Source organism: Pseudomonas sp. SL4(2022), assembly GCF_026625725.1.
GTDB lineage: Bacteria > Pseudomonadota > Gammaproteobacteria > Pseudomonadales > Pseudomonadaceae > Aquipseudomonas.
The window spans coordinates 639,440-654,704 of the sequence record NZ_CP113060.1 but is presented as its reverse complement, the minus strand read 5'-3'; the positions used below and the strand labels follow the sequence as shown (position 1 = coordinate 654,704).

At 46.6% G+C, this 15,265-nt stretch carries 19 protein-coding genes; 3 read left to right on the top strand and 16 right to left on the bottom strand.

Annotation, left to right across the window (positions count from 1 at the left end; all coding sequences use genetic code 11):
• Positions 1–157: 157 nt before the first annotated feature.
• Both OU997_RS03150 and OU997_RS03145 read right to left on the bottom strand, forming a co-directional pair.
• Positions 158–1,363 carry a hypothetical protein gene (locus OU997_RS03150; protein ID WP_267808926.1) on the bottom strand — a complete coding sequence of 402 codons (1,206 nt, stop codon included), beginning with the start codon at positions 1,361–1,363 and terminating at the stop codon, positions 158–160.
• A gap of 285 nt (positions 1,364–1,648) precedes the next feature.
• The gene (locus OU997_RS03145; protein ID WP_267808925.1) at positions 1,649–1,843 is read right to left on the bottom strand and encodes a hypothetical protein; all 195 of its coding nucleotides are present in this window, start codon (positions 1,841–1,843) and stop codon (positions 1,649–1,651) included.
• A gap of 696 nt (positions 1,844–2,539) precedes the next feature.
• Here OU997_RS03145 and OU997_RS03140 point away from each other — a divergent pair.
• Both OU997_RS03140 and OU997_RS03135 read left to right on the top strand, forming a co-directional pair.
• Complete coding sequence (locus OU997_RS03140) at positions 2,540–2,965, top strand: hypothetical protein (RefSeq protein WP_267808923.1); 426 nt, start codon at positions 2,540–2,542, stop codon at positions 2,963–2,965.
• A gap of 46 nt (positions 2,966–3,011) precedes the next feature.
• Positions 3,012–3,374 (top strand): histone-like nucleoid-structuring protein, MvaT/MvaU family, encoded by a 363-nt coding sequence (locus OU997_RS03135; protein WP_267808922.1) that lies wholly within the window; start codon positions 3,012–3,014, stop codon positions 3,372–3,374.
• Between the two features lie 136 nt (positions 3,375–3,510).
• Here the strand turns inward: OU997_RS03135 and OU997_RS03130 are convergent, their stop codons facing one another.
• The 3 genes from OU997_RS03130 to OU997_RS03120 all read right to left on the bottom strand — a co-directional run bounded on the left by OU997_RS03130 (position 3,511) and on the right by OU997_RS03120 (position 5,728).
• The gene (locus tag OU997_RS03130) at positions 3,511–4,479 is read right to left on the bottom strand and encodes a hypothetical protein (RefSeq protein WP_267808920.1); all 969 of its coding nucleotides are present in this window, start codon (positions 4,477–4,479) and stop codon (positions 3,511–3,513) included.
• A gap of 408 nt (positions 4,480–4,887) precedes the next feature.
• Positions 4,888–5,178, bottom strand: coding sequence for a hypothetical protein (locus OU997_RS03125; RefSeq protein ID WP_267808919.1), 291 nt, complete (start codon positions 5,176–5,178; stop codon positions 4,888–4,890).
• A gap of 115 nt (positions 5,179–5,293) precedes the next feature.
• Complete coding sequence (locus OU997_RS03120) at positions 5,294–5,728, bottom strand: hypothetical protein (RefSeq protein WP_267808917.1); 435 nt, start codon at positions 5,726–5,728, stop codon at positions 5,294–5,296.
• Positions 5,729–5,998: 270 nt separating this feature from the next.
• On the opposite strand from OU997_RS03120, the gene OU997_RS03115 reads away from it, so the two are divergent.
• Positions 5,999–6,307, top strand: a complete 309-nt coding sequence (locus tag OU997_RS03115) for a helix-turn-helix domain-containing protein (RefSeq protein WP_267808915.1) — start codon at positions 5,999–6,001, stop codon at positions 6,305–6,307.
• Between the two features lie 88 nt (positions 6,308–6,395).
• On the opposite strand, the gene OU997_RS03110 is transcribed toward OU997_RS03115, so the two are convergent.
• From OU997_RS03110 to OU997_RS03060, 11 genes are all read right to left on the bottom strand, one after another.
• Positions 6,396–6,644 (bottom strand): hypothetical protein, encoded by a 249-nt coding sequence (locus OU997_RS03110; RefSeq protein WP_267808914.1) that lies wholly within the window; start codon positions 6,642–6,644, stop codon positions 6,396–6,398.
• Positions 6,641–6,994, bottom strand: a complete 354-nt coding sequence (locus tag OU997_RS03105) for a hypothetical protein (protein WP_267808913.1) — start codon at positions 6,992–6,994, stop codon at positions 6,641–6,643. The genes OU997_RS03110 and OU997_RS03105 overlap by 4 nt, the downstream gene beginning before the upstream one ends.
• A complete protein-coding gene (locus tag OU997_RS03100) occupies positions 6,987–7,325 on the bottom strand; it encodes a hypothetical protein (RefSeq protein ID WP_267808911.1) in 339 nt (112 codons plus the stop codon). The genes OU997_RS03105 and OU997_RS03100 overlap by 8 nt, the downstream gene beginning before the upstream one ends.
• A 405-nt stretch (positions 7,326–7,730) precedes the next feature.
• On the bottom strand, positions 7,731–8,258 hold the full coding sequence (locus OU997_RS03095; RefSeq protein WP_267808909.1) for a hypothetical protein: 528 nt from the start codon (positions 8,256–8,258) through the stop codon (positions 7,731–7,733).
• Between the two features lie 63 nt (positions 8,259–8,321).
• Positions 8,322–9,257, bottom strand: a complete 936-nt coding sequence (locus OU997_RS03090) for a hypothetical protein (protein WP_267808907.1) — start codon at positions 9,255–9,257, stop codon at positions 8,322–8,324.
• 167 nt (positions 9,258–9,424) lie between these two features.
• Positions 9,425–9,874, bottom strand: coding sequence for a hypothetical protein (locus OU997_RS03085; protein WP_170050784.1), 450 nt, complete (start codon positions 9,872–9,874; stop codon positions 9,425–9,427).
• Positions 9,865–10,152, bottom strand: coding sequence for a hypothetical protein (locus tag OU997_RS03080; protein ID WP_267808904.1), 288 nt, complete (start codon positions 10,150–10,152; stop codon positions 9,865–9,867). Before OU997_RS03080 ends, OU997_RS03085 begins: the two co-directional genes overlap by 10 nt.
• Positions 10,153–10,196: 44 nt before the next feature.
• Positions 10,197–11,342, bottom strand: coding sequence for a relaxase/mobilization nuclease domain-containing protein (locus OU997_RS03075; protein WP_170050782.1), 1,146 nt, complete (start codon positions 11,340–11,342; stop codon positions 10,197–10,199).
• On the bottom strand, positions 11,339–11,632 hold the full coding sequence (locus OU997_RS03070) for a plasmid mobilization protein (protein WP_267808900.1): 294 nt from the start codon (positions 11,630–11,632) through the stop codon (positions 11,339–11,341). The genes OU997_RS03075 and OU997_RS03070 overlap by 4 nt, the downstream gene beginning before the upstream one ends.
• A 469-nt stretch (positions 11,633–12,101) precedes the next feature.
• Entirely contained in the window at positions 12,102–13,718 is a 1,617-nt protein-coding gene (locus OU997_RS03065) for a replication endonuclease (RefSeq protein ID WP_267808898.1), read from the bottom strand.
• A gap of 227 nt (positions 13,719–13,945) precedes the next feature.
• Complete coding sequence (locus OU997_RS03060; RefSeq protein WP_267808896.1) at positions 13,946–15,256, bottom strand: tyrosine-type recombinase/integrase; 1,311 nt, start codon at positions 15,254–15,256, stop codon at positions 13,946–13,948.
• Positions 15,257–15,265 lie beyond the last annotated feature (9 nt).

Genomic DNA, 15,265 nt, shown 5'->3' with positions numbered 1-15,265 from the left:
GCCGTAGGCCCTTCTACGTCGGGTATCCGGCCCGCTGACATGGATCCACTCATATTCTCGATACGCAGTCAGATCGACCTATTGCGGGTCTGTGAGATCCATTAGGTTCGCCCTATTATTTCGGAGCGAAATTCTCGCCATGCACTTTGCTATTTGCCTAAGGGCGAGTGAATCGAAAGCGCGGATACAGGTGGTTGTTTAGCGCGTAGGCGAAGATTTGATCAAATACTGACAACAGTGCGTCTTCAGATGGGAAATGACGTGTCATTACCTCGAACTCGGGATAGTCAAAGAATACAATGGGCATTTGTTGTTTTCCGACAAAGTCGAGTGCCAGCGAACTGTACTCATCGTATTTGTCAGGAAATAGCTCTTTGACGATAACAATGCCGAGACACGGCTTAGTGCTAAAGTTCACTTCAAGGCCTGCCGTTGCCGCAATCTTTAACTGCACGACACCCTCACGGCGTATTGTCGATAAAGCGCCACCGAGCTGCGAGAGACCGTCTTTTAGCTGGCTCACCGACTTGCGGCGCTTTCGATCAATGGTGGTGTTGAGGATCTTGCTGGTATTGGGGCTGTCCTTGGCCTGAAGCAGTACGTTCATCTCCTTTCCAAGGATCAGTACGTCTACAAGCTCTTCATCATCGCTTACCTTCAGTGGGCCATGAACAATACGATCAGCGGCGTATACCCGCTGGAGCAAGAAGATGATGTCGATCTCCTGTAATGGGCCTGGCTCTGCTCGCTCGAGGGAAGTGCTCGAAAATCCAGAGGATCCAAGAAAACCATGCCGCGCGTTCATTTCAATGATCTTGCAATTACTAGGAAAGAGGTCTTGCTGAAGCTCTACGACGAAGGATTGCGCATCGTCTTTAGCAGTTCGGTTAGCCAACCACGACTCAGCCTGGGCGCAAATCAATCTCCAGTGCGCCGCCTCTAGGTACGAGCTTGAGAGCAGGGTTTCTCGGAACCGATCAAGGCGAGCCCTGGCCCGGCAGCTCAGTAGCTCTCGATTCTGATCATCGAAGAAGCAGATAGTGAAGTCATTCGGTAGCTTCTGAAGCTCCATCAGGATTGGATGGCCGGGAATAAGGGGCGAGGTGATAGTCAGTGGATTCTCGGGGTCGTCAAAGAACGCTGTGAGCAGCGTGAGCCCCCGACTGTCACCCAGCTGACAGGGAGCTAGGTAGAACCTGAACTCCCGATTCTCTCGTGCAGTAAGAATAACTTCCTTGCTGGCCTTGACGACCACAACGTGCTCAACCGTTGAATCGTCGCGGCTGATTCGAAGCACCCAAAGTCCCCATCCTAGTTCTGCTACTACAGAAAGCGCCTCGGGTGCCATGGTTGAGAGATACATCCGTTGTTCCTCAAGAAACCGCTAAAGTGGGTAGGAGTAAAGATGGGGTATTGCTTATATGCTGGGCAGGTAAGGTAATACCCGTGCGGTGGATACTCCAGCCTCAGAGTAGCCTCTACTTCGGGGGGGGTAGGCACTAGGATCAAGGTTCGTTTGGTATAGACGAACCTATATATGGAATGAAGGCTCAGGCAGAAAGCTGTCTCAAAGAAACGGCCATTCGGATTAGTGTGTGGAATCAGCCATACACTCAAGCGCGAACTGCACAGGGTACGGAGTTGCTCATTAGGTAGCGCGGGTTTGGATTGTGGTTGGATGCATCCAGTCTTCTTCAAGGATCTCAACCACTTCACCGGTTGCTTGGATCGGCATGCCGTTCTCGTCACGCAGCGTAACGGTAACGGTATCGCCTACGGAAACAGCTTCAGCGATAATGGTGCCAACGGTGTCATTGGCAAGAGCTACGGTGTAAGTGGTCATGGTGGCTTCCTTTTTTCGCCTCGCCGTTGTGGCTGGCACGGGCCTAACTGTAGGCACGTTGTTCCCTTCTTGAGATAGGAACAATGTGCCGCTTATCGGGTGCAGCTACACTAGATTATCCGGATAGCCAAAAAAACTTGCCCGGCTCATTATCGGTATGAACAAGAGTTTATGGCGTTTAGCAGTGCGTGCGAGCTTGCCCCGGATAACCCAATCTCTAAATTCGTCTAACTGATGGGCTTATCCTTTCTAGAGCCTGTTCGATGGTGAGACCTGGCGTCTTTAAGCAGGCCTTGGCGGCTTGTATTAAATTTTTATCATAGATGTACTTGTGCAGAGTCTTTCGGGCGCCAAGAGTGCCGGCCAAAAAAATCGCGATATTGGTTGCTTTGTCAAAGCTCATTTTTTCGTCATTTATTTTTGTGGCCAACTGGTTAAGTAATATATATGTGGACTGAAGACGTCGCTTTGCGCGACTGCAGTCTTCTATGAAAAATGATTTTGGCTTTTTATTTGCCGTTACAGCCTCAGGCGGGTGAATGTAATCAACCCATATCTCAGCAAGATAAACTCGGCCTAACCATCCCGACTCTCCTGGCGCTCGGTTTCTTCGCTCTTCGTATAGAGTGCTTGTAAGGAGCATGCACATAATGCCTTGTTAAGTGTCTTTGATTAATGGACTGACACCGATAATAAGTGTTGTTTATTTTTCTGGAAAGCATTTTTTGTTGTTTGAGTTTTGTCTTGACAGGAAAAGCTGTAAAAATCGTAGTAATTAAAGGACTTTCCGAGAGTAATTTTTTTTCAAAAAATGGCTTTTTCTGTGTGCGCAAATTATTTTCAAAAGCTGTAAGTATTTTTGCCCTTGCACTCTTAAGGGGCCAAGTGATCTGTGGCTCGCACCAGCTATATGGATTTATAAAGTATTGTGTAGTGCGACGGTGGCTCGGGGGAGACACTGAAACCGTCCCAAGATTGGGGGGCGCTTTATCCGCCATGATGCAGGCACTAGCGCTGGGCTTGAGAGGTACGTCTGGTTTAGGAGTCCATTTATATGCAGGTATCGATGTCCGTGGACAGGACTTCAGGATCATCGGCTTAAGGATGTACACAATCATGTGATTCGAGAGATATACTGCATTCTTAACCCTCAAAGGTAGCAAAATACATGTCCCGTCTCGCAGAGTTTCGCCAGCTCGAACAGCAACTTGCCGCCCAGCTTGCAGAGCTGGAGGCAATGAAAAATGATGGTGGATTGAAGAAAGAAATCGATTTCGAGGAGAAGCTCCGGGCGCTGATGGCGGAGTACGGTTTTAGCCTCGTGAATGTCATTAACATTCTTGACCCTCACGCCAACCGTCGTGCTCCAGCAGCCGTTGTAGGCGGTAAGAGAAAAGTTCGAGACATGAAAATCTACGTTCACCCAGAATCGGGGGAACGGGTCGAAACCAAAGGCGGCAACCACAAAATCCTCAAGGCCTGGAAGGAAGAGTTCGGCGGTGATGTGGTAGAAGGCTGGCTGCAAAAGTAAGATTGTTTGATTGCATAAAGGGCCCTGCGTGGGCCCTTTTTCATCTGTATAGACGGAGCCAAGTATGGTTTATGAGTTTTATCATTGATTTATTAATGTTAAACATCCCCCTGCATTGTGCAGGAGGAACTCGACGTCAGTTAATAACCGACGCGATAACTTTAGATGGAGTCGGGCCGTCAGCAATATCCATTCTCTGAATTTTGATATTGGTCAGTATTTTCCCGTCATTCTTTTTCTTTTCGCCGACCTGAAGGCTATCAACATAACCATAAACAGTAATGGAAAGTTTGTTTCCAGGTTTCTGAATCAGCGCTTCAAGCTCACGAGCAATAGCCTCATCTTCTACTTTCACGAAGTTGAATTCGCCACCGTTAGAAAAGGCCAGCACATAGGTTCGGTTGTCAGCGAAAGCGATGTGCCCGCGATCATAAGACTTGCCTTGTCGGACAGCCTCATTGGCTTGACTGTCGGTGCCGGTAAATATGTCGTTGAAGGCAGCCGGCGTATAACTAAATCCCTTCTTTTCGAAATCGTACTTATGCATATCGGACGTCAATGGCATCTGGATTTTTACATAGCGTACCTGCGTGTACTCATCCACATGCTTCTGCAGCATCGGTTCGATTTCTTTGGCGATATCATTTTTTTTGAACTGGTCACGAGTATTAAGAAAGCTACCCAGCTTTGCGGACAAGTCGGCGTCACCAATATCGTACCGGGTAATACCGTAGGTGTACGTTTGAGCTATGGCCATGGCGTCGATAGGCTCGTTCTTCAAAGCGTTGTGCAGGAAGACCAACTGGGTGCCCATTACGATTGGTTTGTATGCACTGAAATCAGGTGCAGGGCCAGGCTCAGGAAGTTGGCTGACGGCTGGGAGCTTGGCCTTGGCTGCGGCTTCACGAGCAGCGGCGTCGGCTGCACGCTCTTCATCGGTAGGGTTGAAGACGCGACGCTCTTTCTCGGCCTTCTTCTCGGCTTCGGTCATCTGCGCTTCAGGCTTCTTGACTGCCGACTTTTCGGTTTCATCACTGCCACCACATCCGGCGACGAGCATGATAGACAGGGCGGAGGAAAGAAGAAGCGCGGTTTTTATGTACATCATCGGATCCTTAATACTTAGCTTTGGGTAGAAATACTTACTTCGGGCTTTCACATATGAAAGCAAAATTAAGCCTCTGAAAACGAACGGACGATACTCGTTTCCAAAGCGGCAGAATTCACCAAACGGTCGAGCTAGGCGGATTACTGCGCCCTTGCGCGTAAGAGTGAAATAACATCAACAGCTGTTGAGATCATGAACCAAACACCTGTCTTCCGATGTCAGTAGGTTTACCTTCTGTATACGTATCCAGATCGAGTGATTTATTAATGCGGCGATTAAGTAGATAGAAAATTGCGGCATAGGTTGCCACAAATATTCCGTAGAACTCTTGGGTGCCCAAGAGCGCAAGTGCAGCAATAGATAATGCTGCGCCTGGAATTATTGTAAGTAATGCGGTAACAAATATTAGATAAAACCAGTCTGATGATTTTTTTCGGGTGCGTTGATTTCGCCATTTTCGGTCTGAAGTCCAGTAAGAATTATTTTTTTACCGCTTTTCAGAAACCAAAATCTGTTCTTGGATTTTGCTTCTGTGATTTTCAAGTATTCATAAGCATCATGATTTAAAATGACATCATCAAAGTGGAGCTTGTCAATTATTATGCTGCACGTAACTTTCGTGTCAGTGGGATTTTCTTTATAGCTATCAGTCAAGAAAGTGGCTACTGCATCGAAATAAACTTTTTTCTTTGACATATGACTAATCCATGTTGGTTGGCCGCCGTAGCGGATAGCTATCACGGCGGTTTAACCTATTAGGTTAAATATAATAGAGCGGGAGTTCTACATCTGCGCTTGGAGCAGCAAGATATTAGTTCTGCGCTTTCTTCACAGGATCTGCAGCAGATATGCGTGTGAACATAATTTCTCTGCCACAGAATTTGGTAAGCATCTTGTTTTCCCCAACTTTTGTCGCAACAAAATTCATTGCGTAGTAATTCCCCTGACGTTCTAGAATTTGCTTGGGTTTTACCGTTACTTGGCCGAGGAAAGATGAGCCCTCAACGATATAGCGCATCCAACCGCGTCTACCGCCTTCTATGATGTTGTTCTCGGCTGTTCCGTAGAACGAGCCACTGTACTTGCCGTTACGAAAGCGGAAGGTAATGTCCTGGCTTTCCATGCCGTTGGACTCGCAGCCAATATTCCCTACCCAGGTGCCTTGCATCGAAGCTTCTGGCGCAATACCAATAGCAGAGCAGCCACCGATTCCTAAAATGGCTGCTGCAAGTAGAATTTGCTTCATTGATGCTTTCCTTTTTATTTACCGGTCGTCCAGCTACCTTCTCTGCAGGGGGCACAAAACTAATTGGCTCTGATTTTCGGAAAGTGGAAGAACGGCTTCCTTACTTTCACGGAAAAACGGAATGCCAAAGGTGATTTCTGTTGCGAGAGCCAACTGTTGCATGTCTTTACGAAGCGCTCCCCCTACGATCTCTCAAATACTACCAAATTGGTAGTATTTGAAGAAGCATAAACCGGGACGATTTCGACTTTCAAGTATCTGAAAATCGAAATGTCTACCTTATCTAAGAGAATCAAGCAGGCGCGTGTTCAGTCAGGGCTCTCGCAAGAGCTCCTTGGGATAAGGATCGGAATCGACCCTGCTTCCGCCAGCGCGAGAATGAACCGATACGAGCTGGCGAAGCGGGTACCTGATCTAGAGCTCATAGAGCGGCTGGCCGATGAGCTCGGATTCCCCTCAGCTTTTTTTTACGCAAAAGAAGATGAAGAGGCGGAGCTGCTAGTAAAGTTTCATAAGCTAGACCTTAAACTTCGAAAGAAAGTGCTGGCCTATATAGATAGTGCGGCATTGGATAAGTAACCGGAGCTGCTGCGGTTCCAATCTTAAAGTTTCTTGGCGTGCACTACCGGGTATCTGAAATGACTACCAGAAGCCCGGGAAGAAGGAATCAGAGGCCAAGCTCGTGCTCTAGCCTTAAACCGTGCAGGGTTTGAACGTCTAGGTAGTAGTGATAAAGCCGTTTCACCAGGTCGTCCCGTGTGAAGGAGTCCAATGGGTTCGGAGCGATTTCTTGAATGCAGAGCCGCAGCGCGAAATGAAATAGATCGATACCGTGGAGTCCGATGAGGCAATCAAATTCACACAGCTTCCAAATCCCAAGAACCTGAATGGCTTCAGAATATACGTTCGCTTTCATAGTCCAAGTTCGTCTTCAAGCTTCAACCCGTTCATAAAGTTATTGTCAGCAAATAGCTCTAGCGCGCGGTTCTTAACGTTCAATGCAACCTGTGCAACCGGAAGGCATCTTGAGATATTGTCGGCTTGCTCAGCCGTAGCAATTTCTATCACTCGTAGATATAGGTGGTAACCGACTTCACTAACGATATGGTGAAATTCGTTATTGGGGTTGAATTCTATTCTCTTGCCAAATATAACAAGGTTGTTTAGATTCGTGTCGATATCTATCTGCCTAATGTCTATAGGGCTCTGGTAGGGAGTCGACTCCAAGTAATAGACTTTATCGTCTAAATCATCTTGATCAGACATGATCGCTCCCGATTATAGGGGTGAGTAAATTCTGGTTTGAATCCTCGGCAATCTTGAACAGTTCATCAGTCAGACGATCTACATTCATTGCATCACATTCGATAAGCATGTTCTCGAAAGCTTCCTTGATTGCTGTGTCGTTGCGCTTGTGTTCGAGCGTGTACGAGACGCAATTGAACACGCATTGCAACACGTCAAAACGGTAGCTCGGGACTTCGTCGATCTCGAAAAGATAGTCAAGAGCCGCACGCTCGGGCATTTTGTAGCCTGCCGCGCGGAGAACTGCCGCGCTTTGACGACAGATGTAGTCATCGCGATCCGTCGTAGTCATTTCTGATATCTTCATTCTTACAAGGCTTCATTTGATTTGTAAGAGCCCCTTTGGCCCTTTGCTATTCAGACTGTACTGGTTGTTTAGAATGCGGTGAAGCAAGGAACTCTGGTGGGATCGTTATGGCAAAAAACAAGTAGATAACGAATACTCCAGCCTGCATGAAAATAAATAGAAAAGCCGATACAAAGTAACCAATGTCGTTCGGCATAAGGTAGGCCACAATACCTACGGGTATATGTATAATAGTGCTAACCAATTCCCATGTGTGGCCGCTTATAAAACCATAAGTAAAGTCGAGTGTCTGACTAAATCCCAAGTGGCTAATAAGTGGGGAGACGAGAAACGCAGTCGGGAAAATAATAAGCGAGAAAAGTGTCCATATTGCTTCTGCATGCTTTTTCATCATACGCCCCCAGCGCTGCGAGTCCAGTTTGAATATCTTATACCTTGCATTAGTCCGACGATAAAGCCGCGAGAATTGTTTCGTCCGGCTTCGGTGTACAAGACCTTTCCATTGCCTTGGAATTGAACTGCGATACGACCATCACCATCCTGTGCATTTATTTTCAATCCTGTGCACATGTAATGATCACCGGATAAGTCAAAATACATTGATTTGCCAAATCCCTTCATCAGATATATTTTATCTATACTGCAAGAAACTCTACTTTCCGGGGCGCCAAATTTTTTAAGCGATTCCGGGTTGCCTAGAAAATCGAACTCAATAAATCTGATTTCATTTCCCGCGTAGAATTGGTTAAAAATCTCGAATTGGATTCCAATTCCGGCTTTCGGCCCTACGAAGTTACTAACCTCTCTTATTTCTCCCGCGAAACGATTAAATATTGGGGGCTCATACGCGCCTGCAAAAAACTTTGAGGCAAGCACGCCTATAATAAATATAGCGGCAGTGGTTTTGAACTTTATCATTTTCGTTCCTTAGCTATGGCCTTAATTCTTATTGCGAGAAAATTTAATTGCAAGAGTTTCTACTCACACGGAAACGTAACCAATTGAAGTTTTTCTTACATGACCTAGTTTTTCAGCTTCACGAAAAATTCGTCCGGCGCGAAGATTTCCGATGCGGCTTTTCTTTGCGAATTCCTTGAGCTTTATGGGCGTTCCAGGTGTTATCGATTTCGCGGTTTCAACAAGGTTCTTCAAGATTTCTGAGTTGCCCTCAATTGGGGTTTCAGCGATTTCTTCAGTAATTGTGGTTGTCGCGGTTTTTATAGTTGTTTTGACTTCTTGGTTATCGACAACCCTGTTGCAGCGGACGCTGGACAGGGCTAGGGCTGGCACGATCTCAAGGCAGAGCGCAAAGCTCAGGCACAAGATTTGGATGAGCGCTGGGGTGACGCCTGCAGCCTTTACCTGCGTCGACTTAATGCGGGTGAGCTCCAAGGATGCTGTGTTGATTGCATCTAGGGCTTCAGTACGTTGCTGGGCTACACGAGCTGCTACTGATTCCTCGAGCTCCAGGGCCTTAGACACCATTCCACGTGAGCGGAGAAGGTTTGCCTGCGATGAGGCTTCTTCGAGTTGGATATCTAGCGACTCTATCAATGATGAGTTTTTTAGAGCCTGCTGGTTTAGTACGGCTGCACGGTCTTTGTTCAGAACATCGTGCGTCACGCGACTATTACTGATTGAGGAAAGCAGACGGTCATATGTGGCCCAGGCGCTGACTGCCGAAAGCATCACTGCACAGCACATCATCAGGAGAGAGCGAGGGCCAGTTAACACTCGAACTGCTACAGGCCATGCGAGATATTTGAAGATATCTAACAGAACGGCGGCGGATGCAAAGAGTAGGGCAAGTCGAGGGTCTTCAATAAGATCGTAAATTGCTAGAGCGACCGAAATTGCAGTTACGCTCGAAAGCAAAAGCGCTATTGTTACAAAGATAACTGCAAGCAATTTGCTCATATATGCATTCCTTACTTGTATGGCTCAAGTATATTGAATGCAGATAAATATGTAAGTTGTATTAGTTAATTGCACGAAGGGGGTTGTTAGATTGCTTAAATGTTGATAGTTCGCGCAGCGGCTAGCTTAGTCGTATTCGAGCAACGCTGGCTTATTTGCATTTAGAGCTAATATTTCACTGGTTTGATATTGGCGATATCTTGCATAAGAATAATATCTGCAAGAACTTTAGCTAGAGCTTTAGGAGCGTGGTCATGCTCGACATGTGGGGCAAGATATCGGCTCTTATCATGCACCAGTTCGATGACAAGGCCTTCATCGACAAGTCGTAGGCTGGTGTACTTGTTAATGACAAAGCTGTCCTCGCCCTCGACGTTAGCCCAAACATGACCAAACTCATCGAACATCGTGTCGGTCAACGCAAGATCGGCAACCACAAACAGTCTCCTCACTTTTCGGCATGTGACTTCGAAGCCTGTAGCTATTAGCACCAGCAGGTACATCAGGGGGACAAGGGGTATTGCTATTGCGATCTCGATTGGCATCCATACCAGCCTTGCCATTCTTACAGCCAGTTGAGCCAGTCCGCGTACAGGCACCATCCAGTTCACTCGCATGAATATCGCTCGTCTATGAAGGCGGCGGCCAGCACGTGCGAAAGCCCCTTCAGATGCGTGGAAGGGTTGTCGTCGTAGAGGGTGCCGATAATAAAAGGGCCAAGAAAATCCGACATGACCCATAACTTACCTTGATGAAAGTACGCCTCGCTTATGGTGGTGCTAAGCCGCTTTTCCAGGTCACGGTTATTATCGTCAACGAAGAAAGCATCACCATCCACTCTCACACCGTTGAAAATAGGAATAAAACTGGCTTCTTGAAAGTGCTGGTTATTCATTGTTATTTTCCATTTAACGGGAGGATTTTGTTCCCTCGAATTGTTCACAACGTTAGCTCTGTTTGTCGCTGGAAGTCCAGTGATTTACTTATGTCGTAGTCAATAAAAAATCTCACCGGTTCACAGCGTCTAGCGGTAAATTCTCCACCGAAAATAACGCTCAACAACTTTAGTATCTCCTCGATCATCCGGATGACTTTGATTTGCTCTGCCGTAAACCTGATGTAGAGCTTTTGGTTCTTACGGATGAATTCATAGTAGTAAACGCGGAGGAATCGATTGCGCTCTTCCTGATCTCTTCTTGCAATTTCAATCTGAAGGTCAGAAATAGTTTCTGGGTCATAATGAATACCTTCTTGTTTTATTAGTTTTTGCCAAGTCAATCGTGATCTTTTTAACTTCCTGCCGCTGATGACCTTTCCGTTGAGCTCGTAAGCCACTCCTTGGGGCTGTCCTTTGTCGCTTAGAGTGAGGTGCAGGTATACCTGTTGCCTCCTGAGTAACCTCACGAAATCGAACATGTCGCCATCAGTATCGCGAGTTGCTTCGATTGCCCCTGCAATCTTCGCAATCAACCGATACTTGAGCGGCATCTCATCGGCCCTGATTGAAGCCTGTAGCTCAGCATGGGTGATGTTCGTGCCCCAGGTCTTCGATGGTTGAGGTGCTTTTACCAAGCCCAGCATGTCTTCAATCTCGCTGACGCTGTTGAGGCTGACTAAGCGTTCGTTGCTGTCCTTTACCATCGGTAAGCTTTCTTCGAATCTGATCCTGTTAGCAACTATATGGACGTGTTCGTGATCCTTGTCGCGGTGCATGACAGCCACGTACTTCGTGGTCTCACCAAACCCCAGGTCAGCCAGATACTTCCGGATCGCAATCTGCCATTGCTCGTCCGCAAGGGTTTCGCCGGGACGTAGTGAGAGAATTGCGTGGTAAACAGGCTTGATGGGCTTGTCGGAGTCGAGTGATAGTTTTCTGAACGCCTCGATTTGATCGAACTCTTGGATCAGCGCCTTCAACGCGTCCTCACTACCTGAAAGGATGCCTGGTAGTGGGTCACGGGACATACAGTTGCTGTCCATGGTTTTGATGAGGCTGATTTCATGGTCGTGCTTACTGCAGCCAAAGATGTAACGCAGCCGATTTTTAAAGCTTCCTGAGCTCTTGGGGAAGATCTTGCCAATCATCTGGCACCTCCCAGGCTTACGCTCGAGACTTTCTTAACTTGATCCATTAGCTCGTCGCGGCTCTTGGCGGCGTTGATCATCGAGGCTAGGTTCATCAGCTCCCTTTGTACTTCGATTACATCCATCCTCACTACCTGTTTGACCTTCGGCTCGCAGGTAATCAGGTAGTCACGGACAAAGGCACTGACCTTTCTGTACCCGGAGAGATCGAGCTTTGCGCTCAACGTCTGGAATTCATCGTTACTTAACCTGATTGTTATTCTGTTTGCTTTGTTCTTGTTGTTATTCATAAGCACCCAACTATTAATTTTATTATTGACGCAACACCCGAAGGGCTGTGAGTAGCTAATTGTCTGCCATAGACACAACTGGCTATTATTTAGCGCTATATGCATATGATTAATGATGAGCTTCAAGCAAAACAATAGTGCGGGGCGAGATTTTATAAAATAAGATCGATGTATAACTAATAGTTTGCTGGGTGTGAATGCGAATTCACTATGTCAGAGAGTGAATTCGCAATGCCGGAGAGTGATATGCATTGGATTCACACTTATTGAGAGCGGATTCGCATCATACAAGAGTGAATTCGCAGAAGTGGAATGCGGATCCACACTCAAAGCTTGCGAACTCACGACATGATCAACTAGGCATTGAGGTGGCCAGGAGTAACGCCGCTCAGATGCCATTTTGATCAGCGGCTATGACTGAACCCTACTCCAGATTTATTAAAATTGAGTCGTCGAGGAGTAGCGCTATTTAGCCCGCCAGCGATAGTCGGGTTTTCAGCAATGGTGGGGCCCGTGAGTGCGGCTGAGTTACTGGTGAGCTCCATGATCGAATGCGAAACCGTCGGTGAATCAGTGAAAAGACTGATTGCGACGAGAGTTTTCTTCTAGAGATGTAAGTCCCTCTATATCTAGAAGTATTATGCGTAACTCGCATGTTTCTTGGTTTATGTCTATCCGTACGAGTAGCCTTACGGGACGATGAGTTTTTTTGCCACACTCTATTTGTCCCGGTTGTTAACGTATTTGCAGGAAATTGAGTGGCACTGGGTAAGCTGGATGTAAGGTTCACGGGTAACAAACGAATGCCCGTGACCTTCCTAGTGGCTTCCCCATATTTGTTTTCCCTACTTGACCACGTAAACTCAATACGCGGCGCATCGTCTTGGATAAACCTAACCACCGCAGCTAAGCGAATCTCATTATGCTGTGGGTTATGGCGATCAACGATGAGCTTGCGTCCGATATTTTTCAGTTCCTCATCCGCTGCGTTATCTCGTGTTGATTTTTTGGCCATATCCATTTTCAGCTGGATTCCTTCCACGCCAAAAGGCTGGACGCATCGTTTACGCGATGACTTAATTGCGTATTTTGAACGTCTTCTTCTTTCGTTACGTTCTTGTTGTATTTCTGGTTCCGACTGGTTGTCGTCAAAGAATAGCTTTAGTGCGTAGTTAAGAAGCGCTCTCTCATTGTAGTTGTCAGTGTCGAATTCTTTGATTATTTCCTGCTCAAAACTACTAAAATATTCTGAAGGCCGCAGTGGATCAGTATTGAATAATTTGGCAATTTTTTTTCGCAAAAATGGTTCCATTTCCGGCTTGCAAAATAGAATTATGTGGTAGTGAGGGCATCCATCTGTGTGGACTTCTGTAGCGCGAAATCCGAAGTAATCAACTTGTAGTTTGAATTTGCCTCGCAGATACGAATTGAGAGATTTCCAGAATTCTTCGAGGAATCTGTACGCGCCGTCATAAGCGCCTTCAGAAGTAGCTATTTCGCTGTGAGCTTTAACTGTGCTGGGTCTTTCAGGGCATGTAATTGTTAGGAAGAACGCTTTGAATGCTTTTAACTTTGATATTTCTAAAAGAGCGAGTGCCAATAAGTATTTTTTATTGTTTCTTGAGTGCTTTATCTCGTTGAGACTCATGGCTGGCACAGACTGATGCGCTTTAGAACGCATATAAAATTTTCTATTGGCTAGCTCTTCGCGCTCCTCCAGCATTCGAAGTGTTGCGTCTGAGCAGTATTTCTGGCCGAGGCTCCCCACTTTTCCAGACAGAACCTCCTGTCGTTCGCGTGATGCATCTGCGTTCTTGTTTATGATTCGCCGCCAAAAAGCCACATCCTGTAAGCGTTCACTGAGGCCATTGAGGCTCAATTTATTGTTTGCAGGAAAATGCACACCATATTGATGCTCCTCTCTCACGTAGCCTGCTAGGTCGGTTGGAGTGAGCTGAGCAATACGGCGCTGATGGAGTTGTGCAATTCGATATGCAAGAGCGTGCAGTTCGCTGTGAGCGAAATTGGCAAGCTCAGCAAATGTGGGGAGCTTAGGGGGAGTATGGTTGTAATCTGAGGCCGGCACTGTGCGCATTACCTACGGGTAAGTGCGTCGTGCAGAGAGTGAGAAGGTTATACAGGCGTCGTGCCTGTGTGAATAATACTTACAGGATTGGTTATTGCAAGTGTTTGCCGATTAAATAAAAAGGCCGGGAAAATTTCCGGCCTTTAGGTGTTCGAAGCTCGCATCATGCGATCCTCACAAAGAGGAGATAGAGACTGAAACCATCTTGGTTATTCAGATGCTCGTTATTACGCCCGGCGGCCTCGTAAAGCGCGGTTCCGCTGGCTTTCTAGCAAAGGCTTGTAATTCCGCCAGTGAATGTGTGAAAAGTCGATGTCATATATTAGATTTTCCACCAAGATCGAAAGCTTTCGCTGGCTGGAGATCCTCTTCACATAGTGTTTAAGGGTGGTGTCTGTTTTGTCATCTTGGTGACCGAGTAACGTCGCTATGCAAGAAATTGGTGTGTCTTCGATTGCTAGCGTTTCAGCAAAAGTACGGCGTAATGAGCGAAAGCTTGGTGTCTGGCGATCCTGGGGTATCATCAGTTTGCCCATGTAGCCATCCCCAATATTCTTACCGCTAAAGAATCTGCTGGGCTGGCGTGAGTAATGATAGTTTTTCGAATATGTCAGCTCTGTAAATAGCTGGGTTCTAGCGCCGAAACGTTCTTTCTGCTCGGCCCAGAAGTCTAGGAATCCCATCTCTATTAGCGTGGGATGCAGAGGGATTCTTCGTTTAGAGTTTGTCGTCTTACAATTTTGAGTATGTAATTTGTCAGTGATTTCGAGTATCCAGATGCCCTTAGAATCTTTCGATATATCTCGTGCATTCAATTGGCAAAGCTCATTCAGTCGAGCGCCGGTGAACATGCCCAACGGTATGAGCCAAAATTTCCAGGAGTCGGCATTTGGATTTATCTTAGTGCTTTCAAGATTGTAATCCTTGTAAATCCATCCGTTTAGCAATTCTTGCAGATCTTCCTTATGCAGAACTGGAGTCTCAGGGTCTTCTGGAGAGTGATGCTTGTATTTGATTTTTGGCGCTCGCCTCACTAAATCTCGCTCGGCTGCCATGCGAGCAATTCTATTGAAAAGCTGAAAGTACATGGTCATGGTTAGAGACTTATATGTTTTTCCCGTTTGCTCTTCTAGGAATTTTTCAAGATAAACCTCGATGTCATCAGCATCGCTCATGCTGAGAGAAGAGGCGAGGCGGTCATGCCTATCAGACTTGTCTCTTTTTCTTTTGCGAATCAGAAAAGCACCTATCTTTTCCAGGCGACTTATACTTAATGCTTTGCTTCTGTTTGTACCGTCTTTCGAAGCGCGTATGCCGCGAATGATGTTGTTAATGTGCTCGGTTAGCGTGCAGGTGTATACATCGTAAGCTTCACTGTTAGCTTCGGAATGAAAGAAGTTGTTGCATTGCACACCACCGAGCGAGGCAATAATGTTGGTGATCTTTCCGACATTTGAGATGTCGCACTCGATGGCAGTGCCATCCTTGAGTAGAAATCTTGCTAAGTTCTGTTCAGCTTGTGTGCTCTGGATTTGCATGGGACTACC

Coding starts and splice junctions, on each gene's coding strand:
- OU997_RS03095 (WP_267808909.1), bottom strand. CDS start 8,258: ATGATAAAGTTCAAAACCACTGCCGCTATATTTATTATAGGCGTGCTT.
- OU997_RS03125 (WP_267808919.1), bottom strand. CDS start 5,178: ATGTCAAAGAAAAAAGTTTATTTCGATGCAGTAGCCACTTTCTTGACT.
- OU997_RS03085 (WP_170050784.1), bottom strand. CDS start 9,874: ATGCGAGTGAACTGGATGGTGCCTGTACGCGGACTGGCTCAACTGGCT.
- OU997_RS03075 (WP_170050782.1), bottom strand. CDS start 11,342: ATGATTGGCAAGATCTTCCCCAAGAGCTCAGGAAGCTTTAAAAATCGG.
- OU997_RS03070 (WP_267808900.1), bottom strand. CDS start 11,632: ATGAATAACAACAAGAACAAAGCAAACAGAATAACAATCAGGTTAAGT.
- OU997_RS03135 (WP_267808922.1), top strand. CDS start 3,012: ATGTCCCGTCTCGCAGAGTTTCGCCAGCTCGAACAGCAACTTGCCGCC.
- OU997_RS03060 (WP_267808896.1), bottom strand. CDS start 15,256: ATGCAAATCCAGAGCACACAAGCTGAACAGAACTTAGCAAGATTTCTA.
- OU997_RS03105 (WP_267808913.1), bottom strand. CDS start 6,994: ATGTCTGATCAAGATGATTTAGACGATAAAGTCTATTACTTGGAGTCG.
- OU997_RS03150 (WP_267808926.1), bottom strand. CDS start 1,363: ATGTATCTCTCAACCATGGCACCCGAGGCGCTTTCTGTAGTAGCAGAA.
- OU997_RS03130 (WP_267808920.1), bottom strand. CDS start 4,479: ATGTACATAAAAACCGCGCTTCTTCTTTCCTCCGCCCTGTCTATCATG.
- OU997_RS03145 (WP_267808925.1), bottom strand. CDS start 1,843: ATGACCACTTACACCGTAGCTCTTGCCAATGACACCGTTGGCACCATT.
- OU997_RS03090 (WP_267808907.1), bottom strand. CDS start 9,257: ATGAGCAAATTGCTTGCAGTTATCTTTGTAACAATAGCGCTTTTGCTT.
- OU997_RS03120 (WP_267808917.1), bottom strand. CDS start 5,728: ATGAAGCAAATTCTACTTGCAGCAGCCATTTTAGGAATCGGTGGCTGC.
- OU997_RS03115 (WP_267808915.1), top strand. CDS start 5,999: ATGTCTACCTTATCTAAGAGAATCAAGCAGGCGCGTGTTCAGTCAGGG.
- OU997_RS03110 (WP_267808914.1), bottom strand. CDS start 6,644: ATGAAAGCGAACGTATATTCTGAAGCCATTCAGGTTCTTGGGATTTGG.
- OU997_RS03080 (WP_267808904.1), bottom strand. CDS start 10,152: ATGAATAACCAGCACTTTCAAGAAGCCAGTTTTATTCCTATTTTCAAC.
- OU997_RS03100 (WP_267808911.1), bottom strand. CDS start 7,325: ATGACTACGACGGATCGCGATGACTACATCTGTCGTCAAAGCGCGGCA.